Raw genomic sequence first — 17,603 nt, forward strand, 5'->3', positions numbered from 1 at the left:
AAGGAACGGTACATGGAACCGGCGATCGAGGATCTGCTCGCCCAGGTCCGTGAGCAGCAGCAACGGATCGAGGACATTCAGCGCTCGGTGGCGACCATGGAGCTGACCGGATACGCCGGCAACGGCGACGTCACGGTGAAACTCAAGGGCGACGGCCGGTTCACCGACGTGACCATCGACCCGCAGGTGCTCCGCCGCTACGACGCCCACACCCTCGGCCAACTCGTCCTCGAGGCGGTGAACGACGGCCTCGCCAAGCTCGCGGCGGCCACCGCGGCGCGGTACGCCCCGCTGCTCGACGAGGCCCAGCAGTGACTACCGCGGTCGCGCCCCGACGGGTCACCGTGGTGGCGCCACACGCCCGACTCGACGTGTCGCTGCCGGCGCAGAGCACGGTGGCGGAACTGCTCCCGCAACTGGTCCGGCTGCTGGCCACCGAGGCCGACCGGGCCGGCGGGGCCGGCTGGGAACTGCGCCGCCTCGGCGGTTCACCGCTCGACGGCTCGGTCACCGTCACCGGCGCCGGGGTGCGCGACGGCGAAGTGCTCTACCTGGGCACCGTCGACCGGCGGGCCACCCCGATGCTCTTCGACGACGTGGTGGACGCCATCGCCAGCGCCGCGGCGGACCGGCCCGGCGTGTGGCGGGCCGCGATCTCCCGGAAGGTCGGCGGGGCGGTCGCCGCGTTGGCGTTCACCGCGGTCGCGGTCGCGGTCGGCTGGAGCGGGCTGGCCGCGCCGACCGTCGCACTGCTCGCCGGCGTCCTGGCCCTGGCGCTGCTGATCGCCGGCGGGGCGTTGTCGCGGGCGTTCGGCGACCGGGGCCTCGGCGCGGCGGTGGCCGCCGCCGGCGTGCCGGCCACGATGATCGCCGGGGCGGCGGCGGCCGGCGGCCTGGACCCGGCCACCGGACTGACCGCGGGACGGCTGGCGCTGGCCGGTGCGGCGGGCACCCTCTACACGATGCTGGCCGCCGCGGCGGTCGCCGAGCAGCGGTTCGTCGCGGCCGCAATGGCCACCACGGTCGGCAGCCTGGGTGCGCTCGCCGCGCTGCTCACCACCGCCCCGCCGGCCGCCATCGCGGCGGTGACCTGCTGCGCGGCGGTGATGGCGAGCCCGGTGCTGCCGACGCTCGCACTGCGGCTCGGCCGGCTGCCGCTGCCCGGTGTGCCGACCGACGTGGAGGCGTTCCGGCGGGACGAGCGGCCGACGCTCGGGCCTGAGGTGGTCGGCGACACCGAGCAGGCGGAGCGGATCCTCACCGGGCTGCTGTGGGGGCTGGCGGTCATCGTGGCCTGCTGTGCCGCAGCGCTGCTGCTGGTCGGCGGGCGCTGGGCGTGGGCCCTGGCCGGCCTGGTCGGCGCCGCGCTGCTGCTGCGCGCCCGCGCCTACGTCGGCCTCGGCCAGCGGGCCGCGCTGCTGCTCGCCGGTGCCGGGTCGGTGCTCGGCCTGGCGGTCCGGGCGAGCCTGGCCGGTGGACCCGGGACGCGGCTGCTGGCCGCCGCGTTGCTGCTGGTCACCGGAGTGGTCTGCGCGACGTACGCGGTCCGCGCGCCGGCCGGCGCGCCGTCGCCGTACTGGGGCCGGCTGCTCGACGTGGTGGAGTTCCTGGCGCTGGTCAGCCTGGTGCCGGTCGCCGCCGCGGTGCTCGACATCTACGGCGCGGTACGCGCATGGGGCGGTTAGGAGCCCGCGCGCTAACCGACCCGCAGGCCAGCCAGCGGCAGCGTCTCCCGGGCCGCCTCGGCGTGCGCGCCGTGCAGCGGCACCAGGGTCCGGTCGAACCCGGCGGTGGCCTGCCGGACCGCGTCGGCGACCGCCTCCTGGGCCGGCCCGGCCGGCACCCCGACCCGGATCAGCGCGCTGCTGCGGGTACCGCCACCCCGCTGCCGGTCCCACCGCACCGACACGGCGCTGACCAGAGCCGGTGGGGTGGCGTGCCGGCGGAGCAGCCGGAGCACCGAGTCCCGGTCCCGCACGGCGCGGCGGGGGCGGTAGCAGACCTGGTGCAGCATGCCCAGCGACCAGTAGCGCCAGGTCTCGCTGCCCGGCTCGTCCGCCCGCCGCGGGTCGACGCCGAGCACGGTGGCCCACGCGTCACGCAGCTGACCACCGTCGAGCGCGGTGACCTGATGTCCGGCGGCGCGCAGTTCGTTGACGAGCCGCAGCGCGGCGGTGCCGACGGCCCGGACCGCCCCCGGCTGGCCGCCGCCCCGGGCCCGTACCGCGCGGGCGGCCATCCGGGGGTCGAGCCGGACGGCGATCCAGCGGGCCGCGTTGCCGGTGCCGGGGGACGTCCAGTCGACCAGTTGCGCACCGGCGAGCGGCAGGTCGGGATCGTCGTAGCGGGCCAACAGCCGGCACAGCAGGTCGTCGAGGTCACCGCCCGGTTCGACGCGCAGCAGCGCGCTCCACGTACGGCCGTCACCGGCCAGCCCGACCCGGTTGCCCGCCCGGTCCGCGTAGGTGCGCGTCGGCAGGACGGGCAGCGCCACCAGCGTGCGCCGGGCCCGGCGCCGGTAGCGATGGCGCACGACCACCCAGTCGGGCAGCCAGCGGCCCTGCCAGCGCGCCCCGGCGGCCAGCGCCACGACCGCCGCCAACCCGGTGAGCGTGCCGCTGACCGCGTCGTGCGGGCCGCCGACGGCCACCACGACCAGCACCGCGCACTGCCAGAGCACCAACCGGCCGACGCCGAGCCCCAGCCACCGGCGTGGCCCGACCGGTGGCGCCGGCATCGGGGGTACGCCACCGGACCGTCCGGGACTGGTCGGTGGCGCGATGGCCGTAGCGGCTGGCGGCATGACTCGGCTCCCCAAGCTCGATCCCTACCTTGCCCCCGTAGTTCTAGTGCACCCGGTGTGCACCGCACCATTCTGAGGACGATCTGATGTGGACACAGCGGGACCAACTGCAGGCGTACCAGTTCCTGCGTCGCCGACTCGTCTCGGCGCTGCAGGTCGGTGACGCCAACCACCCGGTCTCGCCGAGCCGCCGCCTGGTCATCGGGTGTGCCCTCGGCGCCGCGGCCGCCCTGCTGGTGACCGCCGGCTTCGGTGTGTACGGGTTCCTGCGGCCCGGCGCGAACACCGACTGGCGCAAGCCCGGCCGGGTGGTGATCGAGAAGGACACCGGCGCGGTGTACGTGATGGGCGCCGACGGGTTGCTGCACCCGATGCTCAACTACGCCTCGGCGCGGTTGCTCGCCGGCGGGGACGGCACCGCCACCAGCCAGGTGTCGAGCAAGTCCCTGGCCGGCGCGCCACGGGGCGTACCGCTCGGGATCCCGGCCGCGCCCTCGTCGCTGCCGCCCAGGGACCGGTTGCTGGCCGGGCCGTTCACCGTCTGCGCGCAGACCGCTCCCGGCCGGCCGGCGGGTACTCCGCCGGTCACCACGGCGCTGGCGGGGGTGTCGCCGGCCGGCACGGCGGTGAACCCGGCGTCGGCGCTCGTGGTCGCCGGCCCGGACGGGGTGGCGTACGCGCTGGTTTCCGGGCGCCGGCACCGGATCGTCGACCAGGCCACGGCGGTGGCCCTCGGCTACGACGCGGTTCGCCCACTGCCGGTCAGCGCGGCCTGGCTGAACGCGGTGACGGCCGGCCCGGACCTGCGACTGCGCACCGTGGACCGGGTGGGCGCGGGTGGGCCCCGGGTCGGTGACCGGAACACCCGGGTGGGCCAGGTGCTCGTCGTCGCCAACATCGGCGCCGGATCCCGCTACTACCTCGTCCGCGCCGACGGGCTGCTGGCGATCGGGCAGACCGAAGCGGCGCTGGTGCTCGGCAACCCGGCCAACCGGGCGGCGTACCCCCGCGGTGCCGCCCGCGAGATCCAGGTGACCGCGGCCGACGTGGCGGAGTCACAGTCCGCGACCGGTGGGGCCGCCGACTACCCCGCCCGGCTCGCCCCGCCGGTCGAGACGCCCCCGGACCAGGTCGCAATCTGCGCGACCATGGACGGCGACGCGACGGTGATCAGGCTCGGTGCCTCGACCGGCGTGCCGGCCGGGGCGGCGCCGATCGCGGCCGGCGGCGGCGCCCGGGCCGACGCGGTGTTCGTGCCGGCCGGCCGGGCCGCCGTCCTGCGCGAGCGGCCGGCGCCGCAGGCCGCCCTCGGCGCCGTCTACCTCCTCACCGACCAGGGAATGCGGTATCCGGTACCGGACGGCGACGCGCTGAAGGCGCTCGGGTTCGGCGAGGTCAGCCCCACCCCGGTGCCGCCGAGCATGCTGGCGCTCTTCCCGACGGGCCCGGTGCTGGACCCGGCGGCCGCCCAGCGGCCCGTGCCGCCGGACGCCGCCAGGCCGTCCGCCGACGTCGGGGAGACCACCCGGTGACCGACGCGGCGACGATCGAGGTGTCGGTGGTGGAGGATCATCCCCTCTACCGGACCGCGCTGGTCCGCGCGCTCGGGGACGCGCTGGACATCCGGGTCAGCGCCACCGCCAGGTCGGTGGAGGAGTTCGCGGCGTACCGGCAGCCCGCGGGCGCGGTGGTGATCCTCGACCTGAAGCTGCCCGGGGTACGCGACGCCGCCGCGGTGGTGGCGGTGACCGGGATGGGCCATCGGGTGCTGGTGGTTTCCGCGCACGGTGACCAGTCCGACGTGCTCGGCGCGATCGCCGCGGGGGCCCGCGGCTACCTGACCAAGGACTCCGACGCCGACGAGATCCTCCGGGCGGTGCGGGAGATCGCAGCCGGCAACACGTACGTGTCACCGACCCTGGCCTCGATCCTGCTGGACTCGTCCCGCGGCCGGCAACCGCTGTACCGGGTGCCGCTGTCCGACCGGGAACGCCAGGTGCTGTCGCTGCTGGCGGCCGGCGAGCGGGATCAGGACATCGCGGAGGCGCTGGCGATCAGCGTCCGCACGGTCCGCTCCCACCTGGACCGGATCCGGGAGAAGACCGGGCGCCGAAGGCGGCCGGAGTTGACCCGGCTGGCGATCGAGGAGGGCATCGCCACCCCGGCCCGGGAGCACTGATCCGGGCCGACGTGCCTCGGCGCCCGCTCCTGCCGGGGCGGGCGCCGATCGGACCGCGGCGAGTTCACCCGGCCTTGCGCAGGCCGGCGAACTGCAGGACGGTGAAGCCGGCCACCACCACCGCCTGGACGATCACCAGCGCGGTGCCGAGGCCGGTCAGCGGGAACCAACCGGCGACGAGCAGTTCGACGCTCGCGACCACCCAGGCGATGTTGACCGCCATCACGACGCCCACCGCGGCCCTGCTCACCGTCGGCCGCGCGGCGAGCAGGAGCAGCGTGGCGGCCCAGGCGACCAGGAACACACCGATCGGGTAGAGGAAGGCGGCGGGGAGGCCGAACAGCTCCCCGAAGATCGCCGCGACGACGACGTAGACGACTCCGTTGGCGCCCGAGCCGATCGCGTCCTGCTTCAGGGCGAAGCGGAGCAGCTTGGCGTCGGCGGCGGGGCGGGCGGTGCTGGCGACGGCGGTCATCTCGGTCCCTTCGTAGTACTGCCGTGCGGATGATCACGAAGCTACGGAGGTCCAGGCCAAGCCGAATCAGTCATCGTGACGGTAGCTTCCTGACCGTGCTGCACGGACGAGCTGGGGAGCAGGCGACGATCGAGCGGCTCCTGGCGCAGGCCAGGAGCGGCCGGAGCGCAGCCCTGGTCATCCGAGGCCCGGCGGGGATCGGCAAGTCCGCGCTCCTGGACCATGCCGCCGCCCTGGCCGAGGGCATGCGGGTGTTGCGCGGCGTCGGTGTCGAGTCCGAGGCCACGTTGCCCTTCGCCGCGCTCCACCTGCTCCTGCGCACCGGACTTGACCGGATCCACACCCTGCCCGACGCGCAGGCCACCGCGCTCAACGCCGCCCTGGGACTGGGCGACACCGCTCCGGAGAGCCGGTTCCTGGTCGGGCTGGCCACGCTGAGCCTGCTCACCGAGCTCGCCGGGGACGGCGCGCTGCTCTGCCTCATCGACGACGCGCAGTGGGCCGACGAAGCGTCCCTCGACGCGCTGCTGTTCGCCGCCCGCCGCCTCGAGGCCGAAGGCGTCGTCATGATCTTCGCCGCCCGCGCGGGTTTTCCCGCCGTGGGCCTGCCCGAGCTGCGGCTGGGCGGGCTGGACCGGGCGGCCGCCGCCGCCCTGCTCCCCGCCGACCTCCCACCGCAGGTACGAGAGCGCCTCATCGACGAATCGGACGGCAACCCGCTGGCGCTCATCGAACTGCCCGCCGCGCTCAGTGCCGAGCAGCGGGCCGGACGGCTGTCACCGGTCGGCGCGATGCCCGTCGCCGATCGGGTCCAGGAGGCCTTCCAGGCACAGATCGCCGCGCTTCCCGAGCCCGCGCGAACCGCGCTGCTGATCGCGGCGGCGGACGGCTCCGGTGAGCTGGAGACGCTGGTCGCCGCGGGCGCCACACTCGACGGGCTGGGCGCGGCCGAACGGAGCCGGCTGATCGAGATCAAGGGAACCGCTGTCGGCTTCCGCCATCCCCTGATCCGGGCCGCCGCCTACCAGAGCGCGCCGGCCACCCGGCGCCTCGCCGTACACCGGGCCCTTGCCGACTCCCTCACCAGCTCGCCGGCCGTCGACGCGGCCGACCGGCGGGCGTGGCATCTGGCCGCCGCCGCGCTCGGTCCCGACGAGGACATCGCACGGGAGTTGGCGGAAGCGGCGGAACGGGCACGGACCCGCGGCGGCCACGCCGCGATCGCGGCCGCCTACGAGCGGGCCGCCGAGCTCACCGCCGATCCGGTACGCCGATCCGGACGACTCGCCGCCGCCGCGCTGGCCGCAAGTGACGCCGGACTGATGGACCGGGCCGCCGCGCTCGCCGACCGCGCCACGCCCGACGTGGACGACCCGGACATGATCGCCGCGCTGATCCAGGTACGCGCCCACCGCGAATTCGAGTTGGGCACACCGCTCGCGGCGGGCCGGATCATCATGGACGGCGTCCCTCGCCTGGCGGCCCGATCCGCCGAGCGGGCCACCTGGCTGCTGGTGGAGGCCATCCGCTGTGCCTGGTTCGCCGGCGACACTCCGCTGGCGGAGGAGGCCGCCGCCAGCCTCCGCGACCTCCCCCGGATCGATTCGCCGCTGGTCACCGGGGCGCTCGGGCTGACCCGCCTGCTGGGCGGTGACATCGGCGGTGGGATCACGCTCATGGCTGAGGCGGTGGACGCACACCAGAACGCCGGGCTGGGGGTGCCCGGACTGACCTTCACCGCCTCGCTGTGTCTCGCACTGGACCGAGCCGCCCTCGCCGAGGCGATCACCGGCGGCGTCATGGCGGACTGCCAGCAGAACGGGATGATCGGCTGGCTCGCCAACGCCCTCCAGGACCATGGGTTCGCGCAGGGGTGGCTCGGCCGGTACGGCGAGGCCGCGGCGACCCTCAACGCCGGGTTGCGGCTGGCGACGGACCTGGGCCACGAACACCGGATCAGCCACCTCACATGCTCCCTCGCCTGGGTGCTCGCGCACCTCGCGGATGCGCAGGGGTGCCGGGCGAAGGCCGAAGCGGGCGTGACGCGAGCCGACAAGCAAGGAATGGTGCTCGCGGCGGCCATCGGGCGTTGGGCCCTGGGCCTGCTCGACCTCGGCCTGGGCCGTCCGGACGCTGCCCTCGCGCAGTTGCAGGCCATCCCGGTCACCAGCATCGCCGTGCTGTCCGCCCCGGATCAGATCGAGGCAGCTGTCCGCAGCGGCCAGCCGGCGCAGGCAGCGGAGCCGCTCGCCCGCTACCTGGCCTGGGCGCGGCACGTCCGTCAGCCGTCGTCGGACGCGATCGCCCTGCGCTGCCGGGCGCTCGTCGAGGAGAACGAAGCGCATTTCGCGCGGGCCGTGCAACTTCACGACGACACCCAGCCGTACGAGCTGGCGAGGACGCGGCTCGCCTACGGCGAGTGGCTGCGCCGGGCGCGGCGGCGGTCGGACGCCCGCCTACAGTTGCGCGGCGCCCTGGAGATCTTCGATCGGCTCGGTTCGGGGCTGTGGGCCGACCGGGCGCGCGCCGAGCTGCGCGCGACCGGGGACGTGCCGGCGGCGCCGCGCAAGGCGGGCGATCCGCTGAGCGTGCTCACCCCCCAGGAACGCCAGGTCGTACGGCTGGCGGCCGGTGGCGCCTCCAACCGCGACATCGCCGCGCAGCTCTTCCTCAGCCCGCGGACCGTCGGCTACCACCTCTACAAGGCGTTCCCCAAACTCGGTGTCACCTCGCGCGCCCAATTGGCGGCCATCGCCCGGCCCTCCTCGGCGCACGGCTGACGGCCCCGACGCAGGAGAGCCAGCACCGGTTGACCTGGCACGGGAGCGAGAGGACGCTCACCTGTGGCCCGACCATCGATACAATTGTGATCTTTCAGGTGGCGCCGGCGAGGCGGGAGGTGATCGCGTTGCTCCCGGTCCATGTCTTCGACACCCGCGTCCTGCCGCCCTCGGATCGGTTCGGGTTGTGGCTGGAGGTGGTCGAGAGCGTCGCGCCCGCGCTGATCTCCAGCCCGCACACGGCCAGCTTCGACGCCCACGCCCGGTCGATGGAGCTCGGCAAGCTCCGGCTCATCGACTTCACCTATCCCTCGCTGGCGATGGCGAGGACCGCGAAGCTCATCCGCCAGGCCGATCCGGAGAACTACCAGCTGGCGTTGACCCGCACCGGGTACGGCGCGGTGCGGCAGCACCGCCAGGAGGCGGTGGTTCGCGGCGCCGAGTTCACCCTGCTGGACTACTCGCGGCCGTTCGAGGTGCGTCAGGATGCCCCGCCGGGGGAGACGCTCAACAGCATCACCGTGAACATCCCGCATGCGCTGCTGCCCCTGCCGAGCGACAAGGTGAGCAAGCTGCTCGCGGGTAGCATCTGCGGGTCGACGGGGATGGGTGCCCTGCTCGCGCAGTTCCTTCGGCAGATCGCCCGGCATCCGGAGCAGTACACCGCGGCGGACGCCGACCGGCTGAGCAGTATCCTCCTCGACCTCATCGCCGCGACGCTGGCGCAGCAACTCGACGCCGAGGACGCGCTGCCGGCGGACGTACAACAGCATGCGCTGCACGTGCAGATCAAGGCCTTCATCGACCGCAACCTGGGTGATCCGGAGCTGAGTCCGGGCACCGTCGCGGCCGCGCACCACATCTCCCTGCGGACGTTGCACCGGATGTTCGCCGGCGAGGAGACGAGCGTCGCGGAGTTGATCCGCCGCCGCCGTCTGGAGCGATGCCGCCGCGACCTGGCCAACCCCCTGCTCCGCGCTGAGCCCATCTCCGTGATCGCCGCCCGCTGGGGGTTCCCCGACAAGGCCCACTTCAGCCGGCTGTTCCGCGCCACCTACGGCCAGCCTCCGCGGGCGTTCCGGCAGGAGCTGCCGCTGACGCCGCCGCGCTGAGCCGCCGCGCGCCCGTGGTGTGCGTTCGCCGGCGGCCCGCCGGTTTTCTCGCCGCAGTCCGCCGTCAGGCCGCTACGTCGTCGCTGCGCCCTGCCGGGCGCTGGGCCGGCCGCCCCCGTCCACCAGGGCAAACGTCGAGCGGGGCCCGGCCGGCCATCGAATGATCACGATAGTGAACCTGATCACACATTGCATCCCGGTGGTTGCACAGAGGACACTTGGCCGCGATTGGGTTTTGAGTCACCAGTCAACAAGGCTCCGGCACCGGGGTGGGGGAGGGCGTTGTGGAGGTTCCCGATGTCTAGCGCCATGTCCGGACCGCGGGCCAGAACCGTACCCCTGCGCAGGGCGCTCCCGGCGGTGGTCCGGGACGCCCATCGAGCCCTCGTCGACCTCGGTGACGAGTCCAATGGGGACGTGGTGCGGGTGGCGCTCGGCGTCTCCCGTCCGTACCTCGTCACCAACCCCGCCCACGTGCAGGAGGTGCTGCACGAGAAGGCGGCCATCTATCCGCGCGGCGACGACACCGCTCTCTGGCGCTCGGTCCGCAAGCTCGTCGGTGACGGCATCCTCGCCGAGGGCGAGACCTGGGCGGCGAGCCGGCGTACCCTGGCGCCGCTGTTCCGGCCGTCCCGCATCAACGCCATGGTCGGCACCATGGCCGAGGCCATCGACTCGGCCGTCGACCGGCTCGACGAGTCGGCCGCCGCGGGCACGCCGATCGACGTCGGCACCGAGCTGTCCAGGATCGTCTGCAGCGCCATCATGAGGGTGTTCTTCGCCGACCGGATCAGCGTGGACGAAGCGCTGCGGATCATGGCGGCGCAGGAGACCATCGTCACCGCCATGGCGCCTCGGCTCCTGGCGCCGTTCGTGCCGTGGTGGGTTCCGCTGCCCGGCGACCGCCGCTTCCGTGGCGCCGTGCAGGCCATCGACGACATCCTCCTGCCGGTGCTGCGCGACGCGCTGCGCCAGCCGAGCGACGGGGACGACGTCCTGTCCACGCTGGCCCGAGCCCGGACCGAGGACGGCCACGGCCTGAGCGAAAAGCAGATGCGCGACGACCTGGTGTCCATGGTCGCCGTCACCACCGAGACCAGTTACGTGGTGCTCACCTGGCTGTGGCCGGTGCTCGCCAACCACCCGGACGTCGCCGCCCGGCTCTACGACGAGATCGACCGCGTGGTGGGCGCCGGGCCGGTCAGCGCCGAGCACCTGCCGGAGCTGACGTACACCAGGATGGTCCTGGAGGAACTGCTCCGGCTCTATCCCGCGGGCTGGATCCTGCCCCGCCGCGCGGCGGCCGACGACGTCCTCGGCGGGGTGCGGATCGACAAGGGCGCCACCGTCATCGTCTCCCCGTACGCCACCCAGCGGATGACCGCCTGGTGGGGGCCCGGCGCCGAGGTGTTCGACCCGGAGCGCTTCGCCCCCGGCCGGGCCGCCGCCGACGGACGCCACCGCTACGCCCACTACCCGTTCGGCGTGGGGATGCACCGCTGCCTCGGCGAACATCTGTTCAATCTGGAGGCGATCCTGATCGTGGCGACCCTGCTGAGCAGGTTCCGGTTCCACCTCACCGACGCCACGATCCCGGGCACCCGGGTGGCCGCCTCGCTGCGCCCCGCACGCCGGGTAGAAATGATCTTGAAGCCCCTCGAACGTTCCGCCACCCGATAGGAGCACCCCCCGTGGCTCCACACGACCTCAGCGACGCCCTCGCGGCGGCCTCCGAGCAGGGACGCATCTGCGCGCTCGCCGCCCGCGGGCAACGTGACCTGCAGCAGCGCGTCGCGGTGTATCCCCGCCTGTTCCCCAACCCGCCGGTCGACGACGCCATGCTCAGCGCGCTGGCGCTGTCCACGGCGTTCATCGCCCCCTGGTGCACCGCGCCGCAGCTCCGGATCGCCAACCGCGCCTCCCTCTGGGTCACCGCCGAGGACTGGCAGATCGACAACGGGGCGACCTCGCTCGAGGAGGTCACCTCGACCGTCAACGCCTGCCTGGCGGTCGCCGACGGCGCCACGCCCGCCGCCGACGACGAGCTCGGCCAGTTCCTCGCCGAGATCCGCGACGAGCTGGCCACCGTGGCGGCGTTCGCGCAGGCGCAGCCGCTGTGGCGCGAGGAGGTCCGCCGGATGCTCACCGCCGACGCCCGGGAATGGCGGTGGAACGCGGCCCGCGCGGCCGATCCGACGCAACTGCCCACCTTTGCCGACTATCTGGCCAACGCCGACAACTACGGGGCGACCTTCGTCAACGTGTCCCACTGGATCGCCACCGGGGACGAGCAGACCGTGAACCACCTCCCCGAGCTCACCGCGGCGAGCCGGGAGGTGCAGCAGATCCTGCGGCTGGTCAACGACCTGGCCAGCTACGAGCGGGACGTGAAGTCCGGCGACCTGAACGCCCTCCTGCTCGGCGTCGACCGGGACGAGATCGCCCGGCAGGTCACCGCCCGGATCGCCGACTGCCGCGACCTGCTGGCCACCCTGGCCGACACCTGCCCGCAGCAGGCGACCTACCTGAGCCGGGAGATCGGCTTCACCACCGGCTTCTACCACGCCACCGACTTCTGGGGCAGCCTTGAGCACTGACCAGGACGCCAGAGAACGGCCGCACGCCAGCCCCGCCGGTCACCCGGGCGCTGCCGCCGGCCACCTGATCGCGTCAATGATGCGCCAACCCGCCGGGCAGGTCTCCCCATCCCTGTACGAGACGGCGCGGCTGGTGAGCCTGGCCCCATGGCTCGCCGGACATGCCGAGCGGGTGCACTACCTGCTGCGCAGCCAACGACCCGACGGCGGGTGGGGCCCGCCGGAGGGGTACGCGCTGGTGCCGACCCTGAGCGCCACCGAAGCACTGCTCACCGTCCGGCACACGTTCCCGCAGACCGACGCGGTGCTCCAGGCCGTCGATCGCGGACTTCGAGCCCTCACCCGGTGGCTCGAAGCCGGGCAGCGGATCCCCGACACGCCGGCGGTCGACCTCATCGTGCCGGCACTCACCGCCACGATCAACGAGCACCTGTCGCGGCCCGACGCCGGGCTGCCGCACCGCGCCCACCTCGACCTGCCCACCGACATCGACGACGGGCGGCTGGCCGCCGTCCGGGCCCTCGTGGCCGCCGGAAAGCCGGTGCCCGAGAAGCTGCTGCACGCCTTGGAGGTCATCGGCCCGATGGCCCGGCAGGTCCCTGGCGTACAGCCGCTGCCGCCGGGTCTCATCGGCGCCTCCCCGGCGGCCACCGCCGCCTGGCTGGACCCCGAGGCGGAAGACGACCACCACGACTCCCGGCACTACCTGGAGTCCATCGTCGACCCCCGCAGCGGATCGGTGCCCTGCGCGATACCGATCACGGTGTTCGAACGCGCCTGGGTCGTCGGCACCCTCACCCGCGCCGGCATCGCCGTACCCGCCTCACCGGACCTCGTCGGCAGCCTGACAGCGGATCTGACCGCCGCCGGCACACCCGCAGGCCCGGGCCTGCCGGCGGACGCCGACACGACCTCGGTCACCCTGTACGCCCTCGCGCAGCTCGGCGTGCCCACCAACCTGGAATGCCTCTGGCGCTACGAGACCCCGGATGGCTTCTGCACGTGGCCGGGGGAGGACGGCTTCTCCCTCACCACCAACGCGCACGTGCTCGACGCGCTCGGCCAGCACCTGCGCAGCCGGCCCGGTGCCCCGGCCCGGTATCGCGAGGCCGCGCGGCGGGTGGCGGCGGCCTTGCGGGAGCGCCAGGAGCCGGACGGCAGCTGGCGGGACCGGTGGCACGCCTCGCCCTACTACGCCACCGTCTCCTGTGCCCTCGCCCTGTCTGAGTCTGGCCCGCCGAACACGGCGGCGGAGGCGCTTTCGCGCGCCGTCGACTGGGTGCTCGCCACGCAGCGGCCCGACGGCTCGTGGGGCCGCTGGGAAGGCACCGCCGAGGAAACCGCGTACGCCGTGCAGCTCCTCGTGGCCGTCGGCCGGCAACGGCCGGGAGCGACCGACGCGATCCGCAGTGGCTACGCCTTCCTGACCGCGCATGGCCACCGGAAGGGCCCGGCGCTGTGGCACGACAAAGATCTGTACCGGCCGATGCTGATCGTGCGCGCCGCGGTGCTCGCCGCACGGCAGCTGGCCCGGACCACAGTGGATGTCGACCCGACGCGGCGGTCCGCTTATGCCTGACGCATCGGCGGCCACCTGCGCGGATGCGACCTCCCTCGAGGCACGGGTCGGTTCCGGGCTCGGCGCAGCAAAGGTCGCCTTTTGTTGCGGTCTTGAGTCAATAGTCCGACAACTGCTAGCGTTCGTCGGTCTGCGTACACGACTTTGGCTTGTTCGGCATGCCCCGCCGGCAAGTTCTCAATGCCCGGCATGGGACGGTTAAATGCGGCCTCGCAGCGCCAATTTGCGGCTCAAGGTTATTGCTCTCCTCGCCTCACTCGTCGCCCTCTGGTCATTCGCGGCCTGGGTGACCCTGCGGGAAGGGGTGAACCTGCTGGGCGTGCAGACGGTCGACAGCCAGATCGTCTCCCCGAGCGAGCCCCTCCTCCTCGAGTTGCAGGTGGAGCGGCGCCTTGCCGTCGCCTACCTCGGTGAGCCCACGGCCGCGCGGCGGGAGGCGCTCGACGCCGCCCGCCGCACCGTCGACGAGGACGCCAACGCGTTCAAGGCCACGGCCCGCAGCTGGCGGGCCCGGCTGGCCAGCGACGCGGCCGCCGAACAGCACGTGGACGCGACGATCGCCGCGCTGGACGGGCTGACGTCCATCCGCAAGTCCATCGACGACCGGTCCCTCGACCGGGCGAGCACCGCCGGTTCCTACACCGCGCTGATCGAGTCGCTGTTCCAGCTCTACGACTCCGTCGGCAGCCTCGACGACCCGGACATCCAGGAGGACACCCGGCACCTGATCGAGCTGTACCGGGTCCGGGAACTGATCTCGCAGGAGGACGCGCTCCTGTCGGGCGCGCTGGCCGCCGGCCGGATCACCGCCGCCGAGCAGATCCAGTTCACCCAGCTCGCCTCCGTGCAGCGGTACCTGGCCGGTCAGGTGGTGACCCAGCTGCGCCAACCTGACCAGTCGCAGTTCCGCCAGGTGATCACCAGCTCGGCGTTCGACAACCTGCGCCGCCTCGAGGACCGGATCATGTCCGGCGACCGCAAGCAGACCAGGCCGACCGTCGCCCCGGGGGAGTGGGACCGGGTCTCCAACACCGCCCTGACCGAGCTGCAGAACATGGTGCTCGACGCCGGTGACGCCGTCGTGGACCGGGCCGTGCCGGTCGGCGTGTGGGTGGTCGTCCGCCTGATCCTGGCCGCCGGTCTGGGTCTGCTCGCGGTCGTCGCGTCGATCATCGTCTCCATCACCACCGCCCGGGCCCTGATGGCCCAGCTGCAGCGGCTCCGCGACGCCGCCCACCAGCTCGCCGACGAGCGGCTGCCCAGCGTGGTCGAACGACTCGGCCACGGCGAGAACGTCGACGTCGCCGTCGAAGCACCACCGCTGGACTTCGGCTCCGACGAGATCGGGCAGGTCGGCCAGGCGTTCAACCGGGTCCAGGAAACGGCCATCCGCACCGCCGTGGAGCAGGCGGAGCTGCGGCGCAACGTGCGCGACGTCTTCCTCAGCCTCGCCCGGCGTACGCAGGGCCTCGTCCACCGCCAGGTGACCCTGCTCGACGCGATGGAGCGCCGCGAGCACGACGCCGACGAGCTGGAAGACCTGTTCCGCGTCGACCACCTCGCCACCCGTATGCGGCGCAACGCCGAGAACCTCATCGTGCTGTCCGGCGCGGCGCCCGGACGCGCCTGGCGCCGGGACGTGCCCATGATCGACGTGGCGCGCGCGGCGACGCAGGAGGTGGAGGACTACACACGGGTGAACGTCCTGCCGTTCGGCTCCGTCGGCCTGACCGGCCGGGCCGCCGGTGACGTCATCCACCTGCTCGCCGAGCTCATCGAGAACGCCCTGTCCTTCTCGCCGCCGAACACCGAGGTGGAGGTACGGGGACAGCTGGTGGCGCGCGGCTTCGTCATCGAGGTCGAGGACCGCGGCCTGGGCATGAGCGAGGAGGAACTCGCCGAGGCCAACGACCGCATCGCCAACCCCACCGAGTTCAACCTGGCCAACGCCAACCAGCTGGGCCTGTTCGTGGTGAGCCACCTCGCCCAGCGGCACGACCTCAGCGTCAACCTCAAGACCTCGCCGTACGGCGGCACCACCGCCGTCGTGCTCATCCCGATGGAGCTGGTGACCAGCGCCGAAGCCCTCACCTCCGGACCCGGCCGGGCCGGCGGTCCGTCCGCCGGCGAGCCCGCCGTGACCCCCGGCGGCGGCGGGCCCGCCGCCGCGGAACGGCGGGGGGCCGTCGCGGTGACCGAGCCCCCGCCGGCCCGCCAGCCCACCCTGGAGCTGCCGGCCGTCGGCACGCGGGAGCCGGTGCGCTCGGCCGCTGAGGACGCCGCACCCGTCGAGGACGCGGCGCCCGTTGCCGAGCCGGGCCGCGCGGAGGCCCCGCCCGTGCCGCGTCCCCGGCCCGCCGCGGACCGGACCCCGCAGGGACTGCCGGTGCGGGTCCGGCAGGCGAGCCTCGCGCCACAACTGCGGGCCGACGCCGAACTGGCCGACGAGGCGCCCGCCGAGCCGGATTCGGGCCGGTCGCCGGAACAGATCCGCCAGATGATGAGCCGCTACCAGAGCGGCACACGTCGCGGACGCGACGACGCGCGTCTGCTCGACGACGAAGACGCACAGTCCCCGGCCGCTGACGATTCACCGACGGCCGGAACCGATCGGTAGAAAGAGGAACGAGCACGTGCAGCAGCAGAACTCTTCGAGGTCCGATCTGGCCTGGCTGCTCGACGACCTGGTCGGACGTGTCAAGCAGACCCAGCATGCCGTCGTGCTTTCGGTGGACGGCCTCCTGATGGCGTCCTCCGCCGGACTCAGCCGCGACGACGCGGAGCAACTGGCGGCGATCGCCTCCGGGATCCAGAGCCTCGCCAAGGGCGCCGGACGCCGCTTCGGTGGCGGACCCGTGCGCCAGACAGTCATCGAGATGCAGTCGTCGTTCCTGTTCGTCACGGCGGCCGGTCATGGTGCCTGCCTTGCGGTTCTCGCGGCCGAGGACGCCGACGTCGGGCTCGTCGCCTACGAGATGGCCATGATTGTTCAACGGGCCGGCAAGTTCCTCGCCGCCCCCGCCCGAGCCACCGTCCAGTTGTCGGGGAAGTAGAGGCGCCCATGACGAGGCCTGACGCCGAACCGCTGTGGGTCGATGACGAGGCCGGACCCGTGGTCCGGCCCTACGCCATGACCCGCGGCCGGGCCAGACCGAGGAACGGCTTCAACGTGATCTCACTCGTGACCGCGGCTCGGGCGACCCCGCCCCTCGACGTCGGGCTGGTGCCGGAGCACGCGCGGATCATCGAGCTGTGCCAGCGGCCCCTCGCGCTGGCAGAGGTTGCCGCGCACCTGCACCTGCCGCTCGGCACGGTCCGCGTCCTGCTCGACGACCTGGTCGCCCGCCAGCTTGTGTACGTGTCCGAACCCCGTCCGCCCGCCACTCTCCCCGACGACAGCGTATTCGAGGCGCTCATTCATGGACTACGAGAACTCTGACCGGGAGGATCGGACGATCCTGCCCACCGCCCTCAAGATCCTCATCGCGGGGGGCTTCGGCGTCGGCAAGACCACCCTCGTCGCAGCGGTCAGCGAAACCCAGCCGCTGCGTACCGAGGAGGTGCTCTCCGAGCGGGGCGTCGGCGTCGACGACCTCACCGGCGTGGAGGCGAAGTCCACCACCACGGTGGCGATGGACTTCGGCCGGATCACCTTCGGCGAGGATCTCGTGCTCTACCTGTTCGGCACCCCGGGACAGGACCGCTTCTGGTTCCTCTGGGACGAGCTGGCCCTCGGCGCCCTCGGCGCGGTGGTGCTCGCCGACACCCGCCGCCTGGCCGACTGCTTCCCGTCCATCGACTACTTCGAGAGTCAGGGCCTGCCGTTCATCGTCGCGGTGAACTGCTTCGACGGTGCCCGGCAGTACAGCCTCGAAGAGGTGCAGATGGCGTTGAACCTCGACCCGGACGTGCCGGTCATGCTGTGCGACGCCCGCAAGCGGGAGTCCAGCAAGGACGTGCTCATCACGCTGCTCCAGCACGTGATGAAGGGGCGGGGCCTGACCCGCAAGCCCGAGACCGTGGGGTCCTGACGGTCGGCGTCTGACCAGCGGTCGGCCACACGGCTGACCGGCCGCGG

The 17,603-nt window shown here is 73.3% G+C and carries 15 protein-coding genes; 13 read left to right on the top strand and 2 right to left on the bottom strand.

The annotated features are described in order from the left end of the window. Positions 1-12: 12 nt before the first annotated feature. Together FXF52_RS10560 and eccD are read left to right on the top strand one after the other, a co-directional pair. Positions 13-315: a YbaB/EbfC family nucleoid-associated protein gene (locus FXF52_RS10560; protein WP_148795910.1), complete on the top strand. Its 303-nt coding sequence runs from the start codon at positions 13-15 to the stop codon at positions 313-315. Further along, positions 312-1,685, top strand: a complete 1,374-nt coding sequence (gene eccD / locus FXF52_RS10565; RefSeq protein ID WP_148795912.1) for a type VII secretion integral membrane protein EccD — start codon at positions 312-314, stop codon at positions 1,683-1,685. The genes FXF52_RS10560 and eccD overlap by 4 nt, the downstream gene beginning before the upstream one ends. Positions 1,686-1,696: 11 nt before the next feature. Here the strand turns inward: eccD and FXF52_RS10570 are convergent, their stop codons facing one another. Continuing rightward, positions 1,697-2,737 carry a type VII secretion protein EccE gene (locus FXF52_RS10570; RefSeq protein WP_148795914.1) on the bottom strand — a complete coding sequence of 347 codons (1,041 nt, stop codon included), beginning with the start codon at positions 2,735-2,737 and terminating at the stop codon, positions 1,697-1,699. A gap of 152 nt (positions 2,738-2,889) precedes the next feature. Between FXF52_RS10570 and eccB the strand changes: the two genes are divergently transcribed. Both eccB and FXF52_RS10580 read left to right on the top strand, forming a co-directional pair. Continuing rightward, positions 2,890-4,335, top strand: a complete 1,446-nt coding sequence (gene eccB, locus FXF52_RS10575; RefSeq protein WP_148795916.1) for a type VII secretion protein EccB — start codon at positions 2,890-2,892, stop codon at positions 4,333-4,335. After that, on the top strand, positions 4,332-4,982 hold the full coding sequence (locus FXF52_RS10580) for a response regulator transcription factor (RefSeq protein WP_148795918.1): 651 nt from the start codon (positions 4,332-4,334) through the stop codon (positions 4,980-4,982). Before eccB ends, FXF52_RS10580 begins: the two co-directional genes overlap by 4 nt. A 64-nt stretch (positions 4,983-5,046) precedes the next feature. Here FXF52_RS10580 and FXF52_RS10585 read toward each other — a convergent pair whose 3' ends face one another. Continuing rightward, positions 5,047-5,457: a hypothetical protein gene (locus FXF52_RS10585; RefSeq protein ID WP_148795919.1), complete on the bottom strand. Its 411-nt coding sequence runs from the start codon at positions 5,455-5,457 to the stop codon at positions 5,047-5,049. Between the two features lie 95 nt (positions 5,458-5,552). Between FXF52_RS10585 and FXF52_RS10590 the strand changes: the two genes are divergently transcribed. The 9 genes from FXF52_RS10590 to FXF52_RS10630 all read left to right on the top strand — a co-directional run bounded on the left by FXF52_RS10590 (position 5,553) and on the right by FXF52_RS10630 (position 17,556). Continuing rightward, on the top strand, positions 5,553-8,237 hold the full coding sequence (locus tag FXF52_RS10590; RefSeq protein WP_222870484.1) for a LuxR family transcriptional regulator: 2,685 nt from the start codon (positions 5,553-5,555) through the stop codon (positions 8,235-8,237). 98 nt (positions 8,238-8,335) lie between these two features. Next, on the top strand, positions 8,336-9,349 hold the full coding sequence (locus FXF52_RS10595; protein ID WP_222870485.1) for a helix-turn-helix domain-containing protein: 1,014 nt from the start codon (positions 8,336-8,338) through the stop codon (positions 9,347-9,349). Between the two features lie 297 nt (positions 9,350-9,646). Continuing rightward, complete coding sequence (locus tag FXF52_RS10600; protein WP_255471837.1) at positions 9,647-11,029, top strand: cytochrome P450; 1,383 nt, start codon at positions 9,647-9,649, stop codon at positions 11,027-11,029. Positions 11,030-11,040: 11 nt separating this feature from the next. Continuing rightward, positions 11,041-11,946: a terpene synthase family protein gene (locus FXF52_RS10605; RefSeq protein WP_148795925.1), complete on the top strand. Its 906-nt coding sequence runs from the start codon at positions 11,041-11,043 to the stop codon at positions 11,944-11,946. Next, complete coding sequence (locus FXF52_RS10610) at positions 11,936-13,525, top strand: prenyltransferase/squalene oxidase repeat-containing protein (RefSeq protein WP_255471838.1); 1,590 nt, start codon at positions 11,936-11,938, stop codon at positions 13,523-13,525. The genes FXF52_RS10605 and FXF52_RS10610 overlap by 11 nt, the downstream gene beginning before the upstream one ends. A gap of 202 nt (positions 13,526-13,727) precedes the next feature. After that, positions 13,728-16,142 (top strand): nitrate- and nitrite sensing domain-containing protein, encoded by a 2,415-nt coding sequence (locus tag FXF52_RS10615; protein ID WP_148795927.1) that lies wholly within the window; start codon positions 13,728-13,730, stop codon positions 16,140-16,142. Between the two features lie 16 nt (positions 16,143-16,158). Beyond that, positions 16,159-16,578: a roadblock/LC7 domain-containing protein gene (locus tag FXF52_RS10620; protein WP_148795929.1), complete on the top strand. Its 420-nt coding sequence runs from the start codon at positions 16,159-16,161 to the stop codon at positions 16,576-16,578. Between the two features lie 8 nt (positions 16,579-16,586). Then, entirely contained in the window at positions 16,587-16,964 is a 378-nt protein-coding gene (locus tag FXF52_RS10625; protein ID WP_148795931.1) for a DUF742 domain-containing protein, read from the top strand. Continuing rightward, a complete protein-coding gene (locus tag FXF52_RS10630; RefSeq protein ID WP_148795933.1) occupies positions 16,945-17,556 on the top strand; it encodes an ATP/GTP-binding protein in 612 nt (203 codons plus the stop codon). The genes FXF52_RS10625 and FXF52_RS10630 overlap by 20 nt, the downstream gene beginning before the upstream one ends. Positions 17,557-17,603: the final 47 nt, after the last annotated feature.

The organism is Micromonospora sp. MP36, assembly GCF_008119785.1.
Classification (GTDB): domain Bacteria; phylum Actinomycetota; class Actinomycetes; order Mycobacteriales; family Micromonosporaceae; genus Micromonospora.

Excerpts from the sequence above, each read along its gene's own strand:
- FXF52_RS10625 (WP_148795931.1), top strand. The coding sequence starts at position 16,587 with ATGACGAGGCCTGACGCCGAACCGCTGTGGGTCGATGACGAGGCCGGA.
- FXF52_RS10570 (WP_148795914.1), bottom strand. The coding sequence starts at position 2,737 with ATGCCGGCGCCACCGGTCGGGCCACGCCGGTGGCTGGGGCTCGGCGTC.
- FXF52_RS10615 (WP_148795927.1), top strand. The coding sequence starts at position 13,728 with ATGCGGCCTCGCAGCGCCAATTTGCGGCTCAAGGTTATTGCTCTCCTC.
- FXF52_RS10585 (WP_148795919.1), bottom strand. The coding sequence starts at position 5,457 with ATGACCGCCGTCGCCAGCACCGCCCGCCCCGCCGCCGACGCCAAGCTG.
- FXF52_RS10600 (WP_255471837.1), top strand. The coding sequence starts at position 9,647 with ATGTCTAGCGCCATGTCCGGACCGCGGGCCAGAACCGTACCCCTGCGC.
- FXF52_RS10560 (WP_148795910.1), top strand. The coding sequence starts at position 13 with ATGGAACCGGCGATCGAGGATCTGCTCGCCCAGGTCCGTGAGCAGCAG.
- eccB (WP_148795916.1), top strand. The coding sequence starts at position 2,890 with ATGTGGACACAGCGGGACCAACTGCAGGCGTACCAGTTCCTGCGTCGC.
- FXF52_RS10630 (WP_148795933.1), top strand. The coding sequence starts at position 16,945 with ATGGACTACGAGAACTCTGACCGGGAGGATCGGACGATCCTGCCCACC.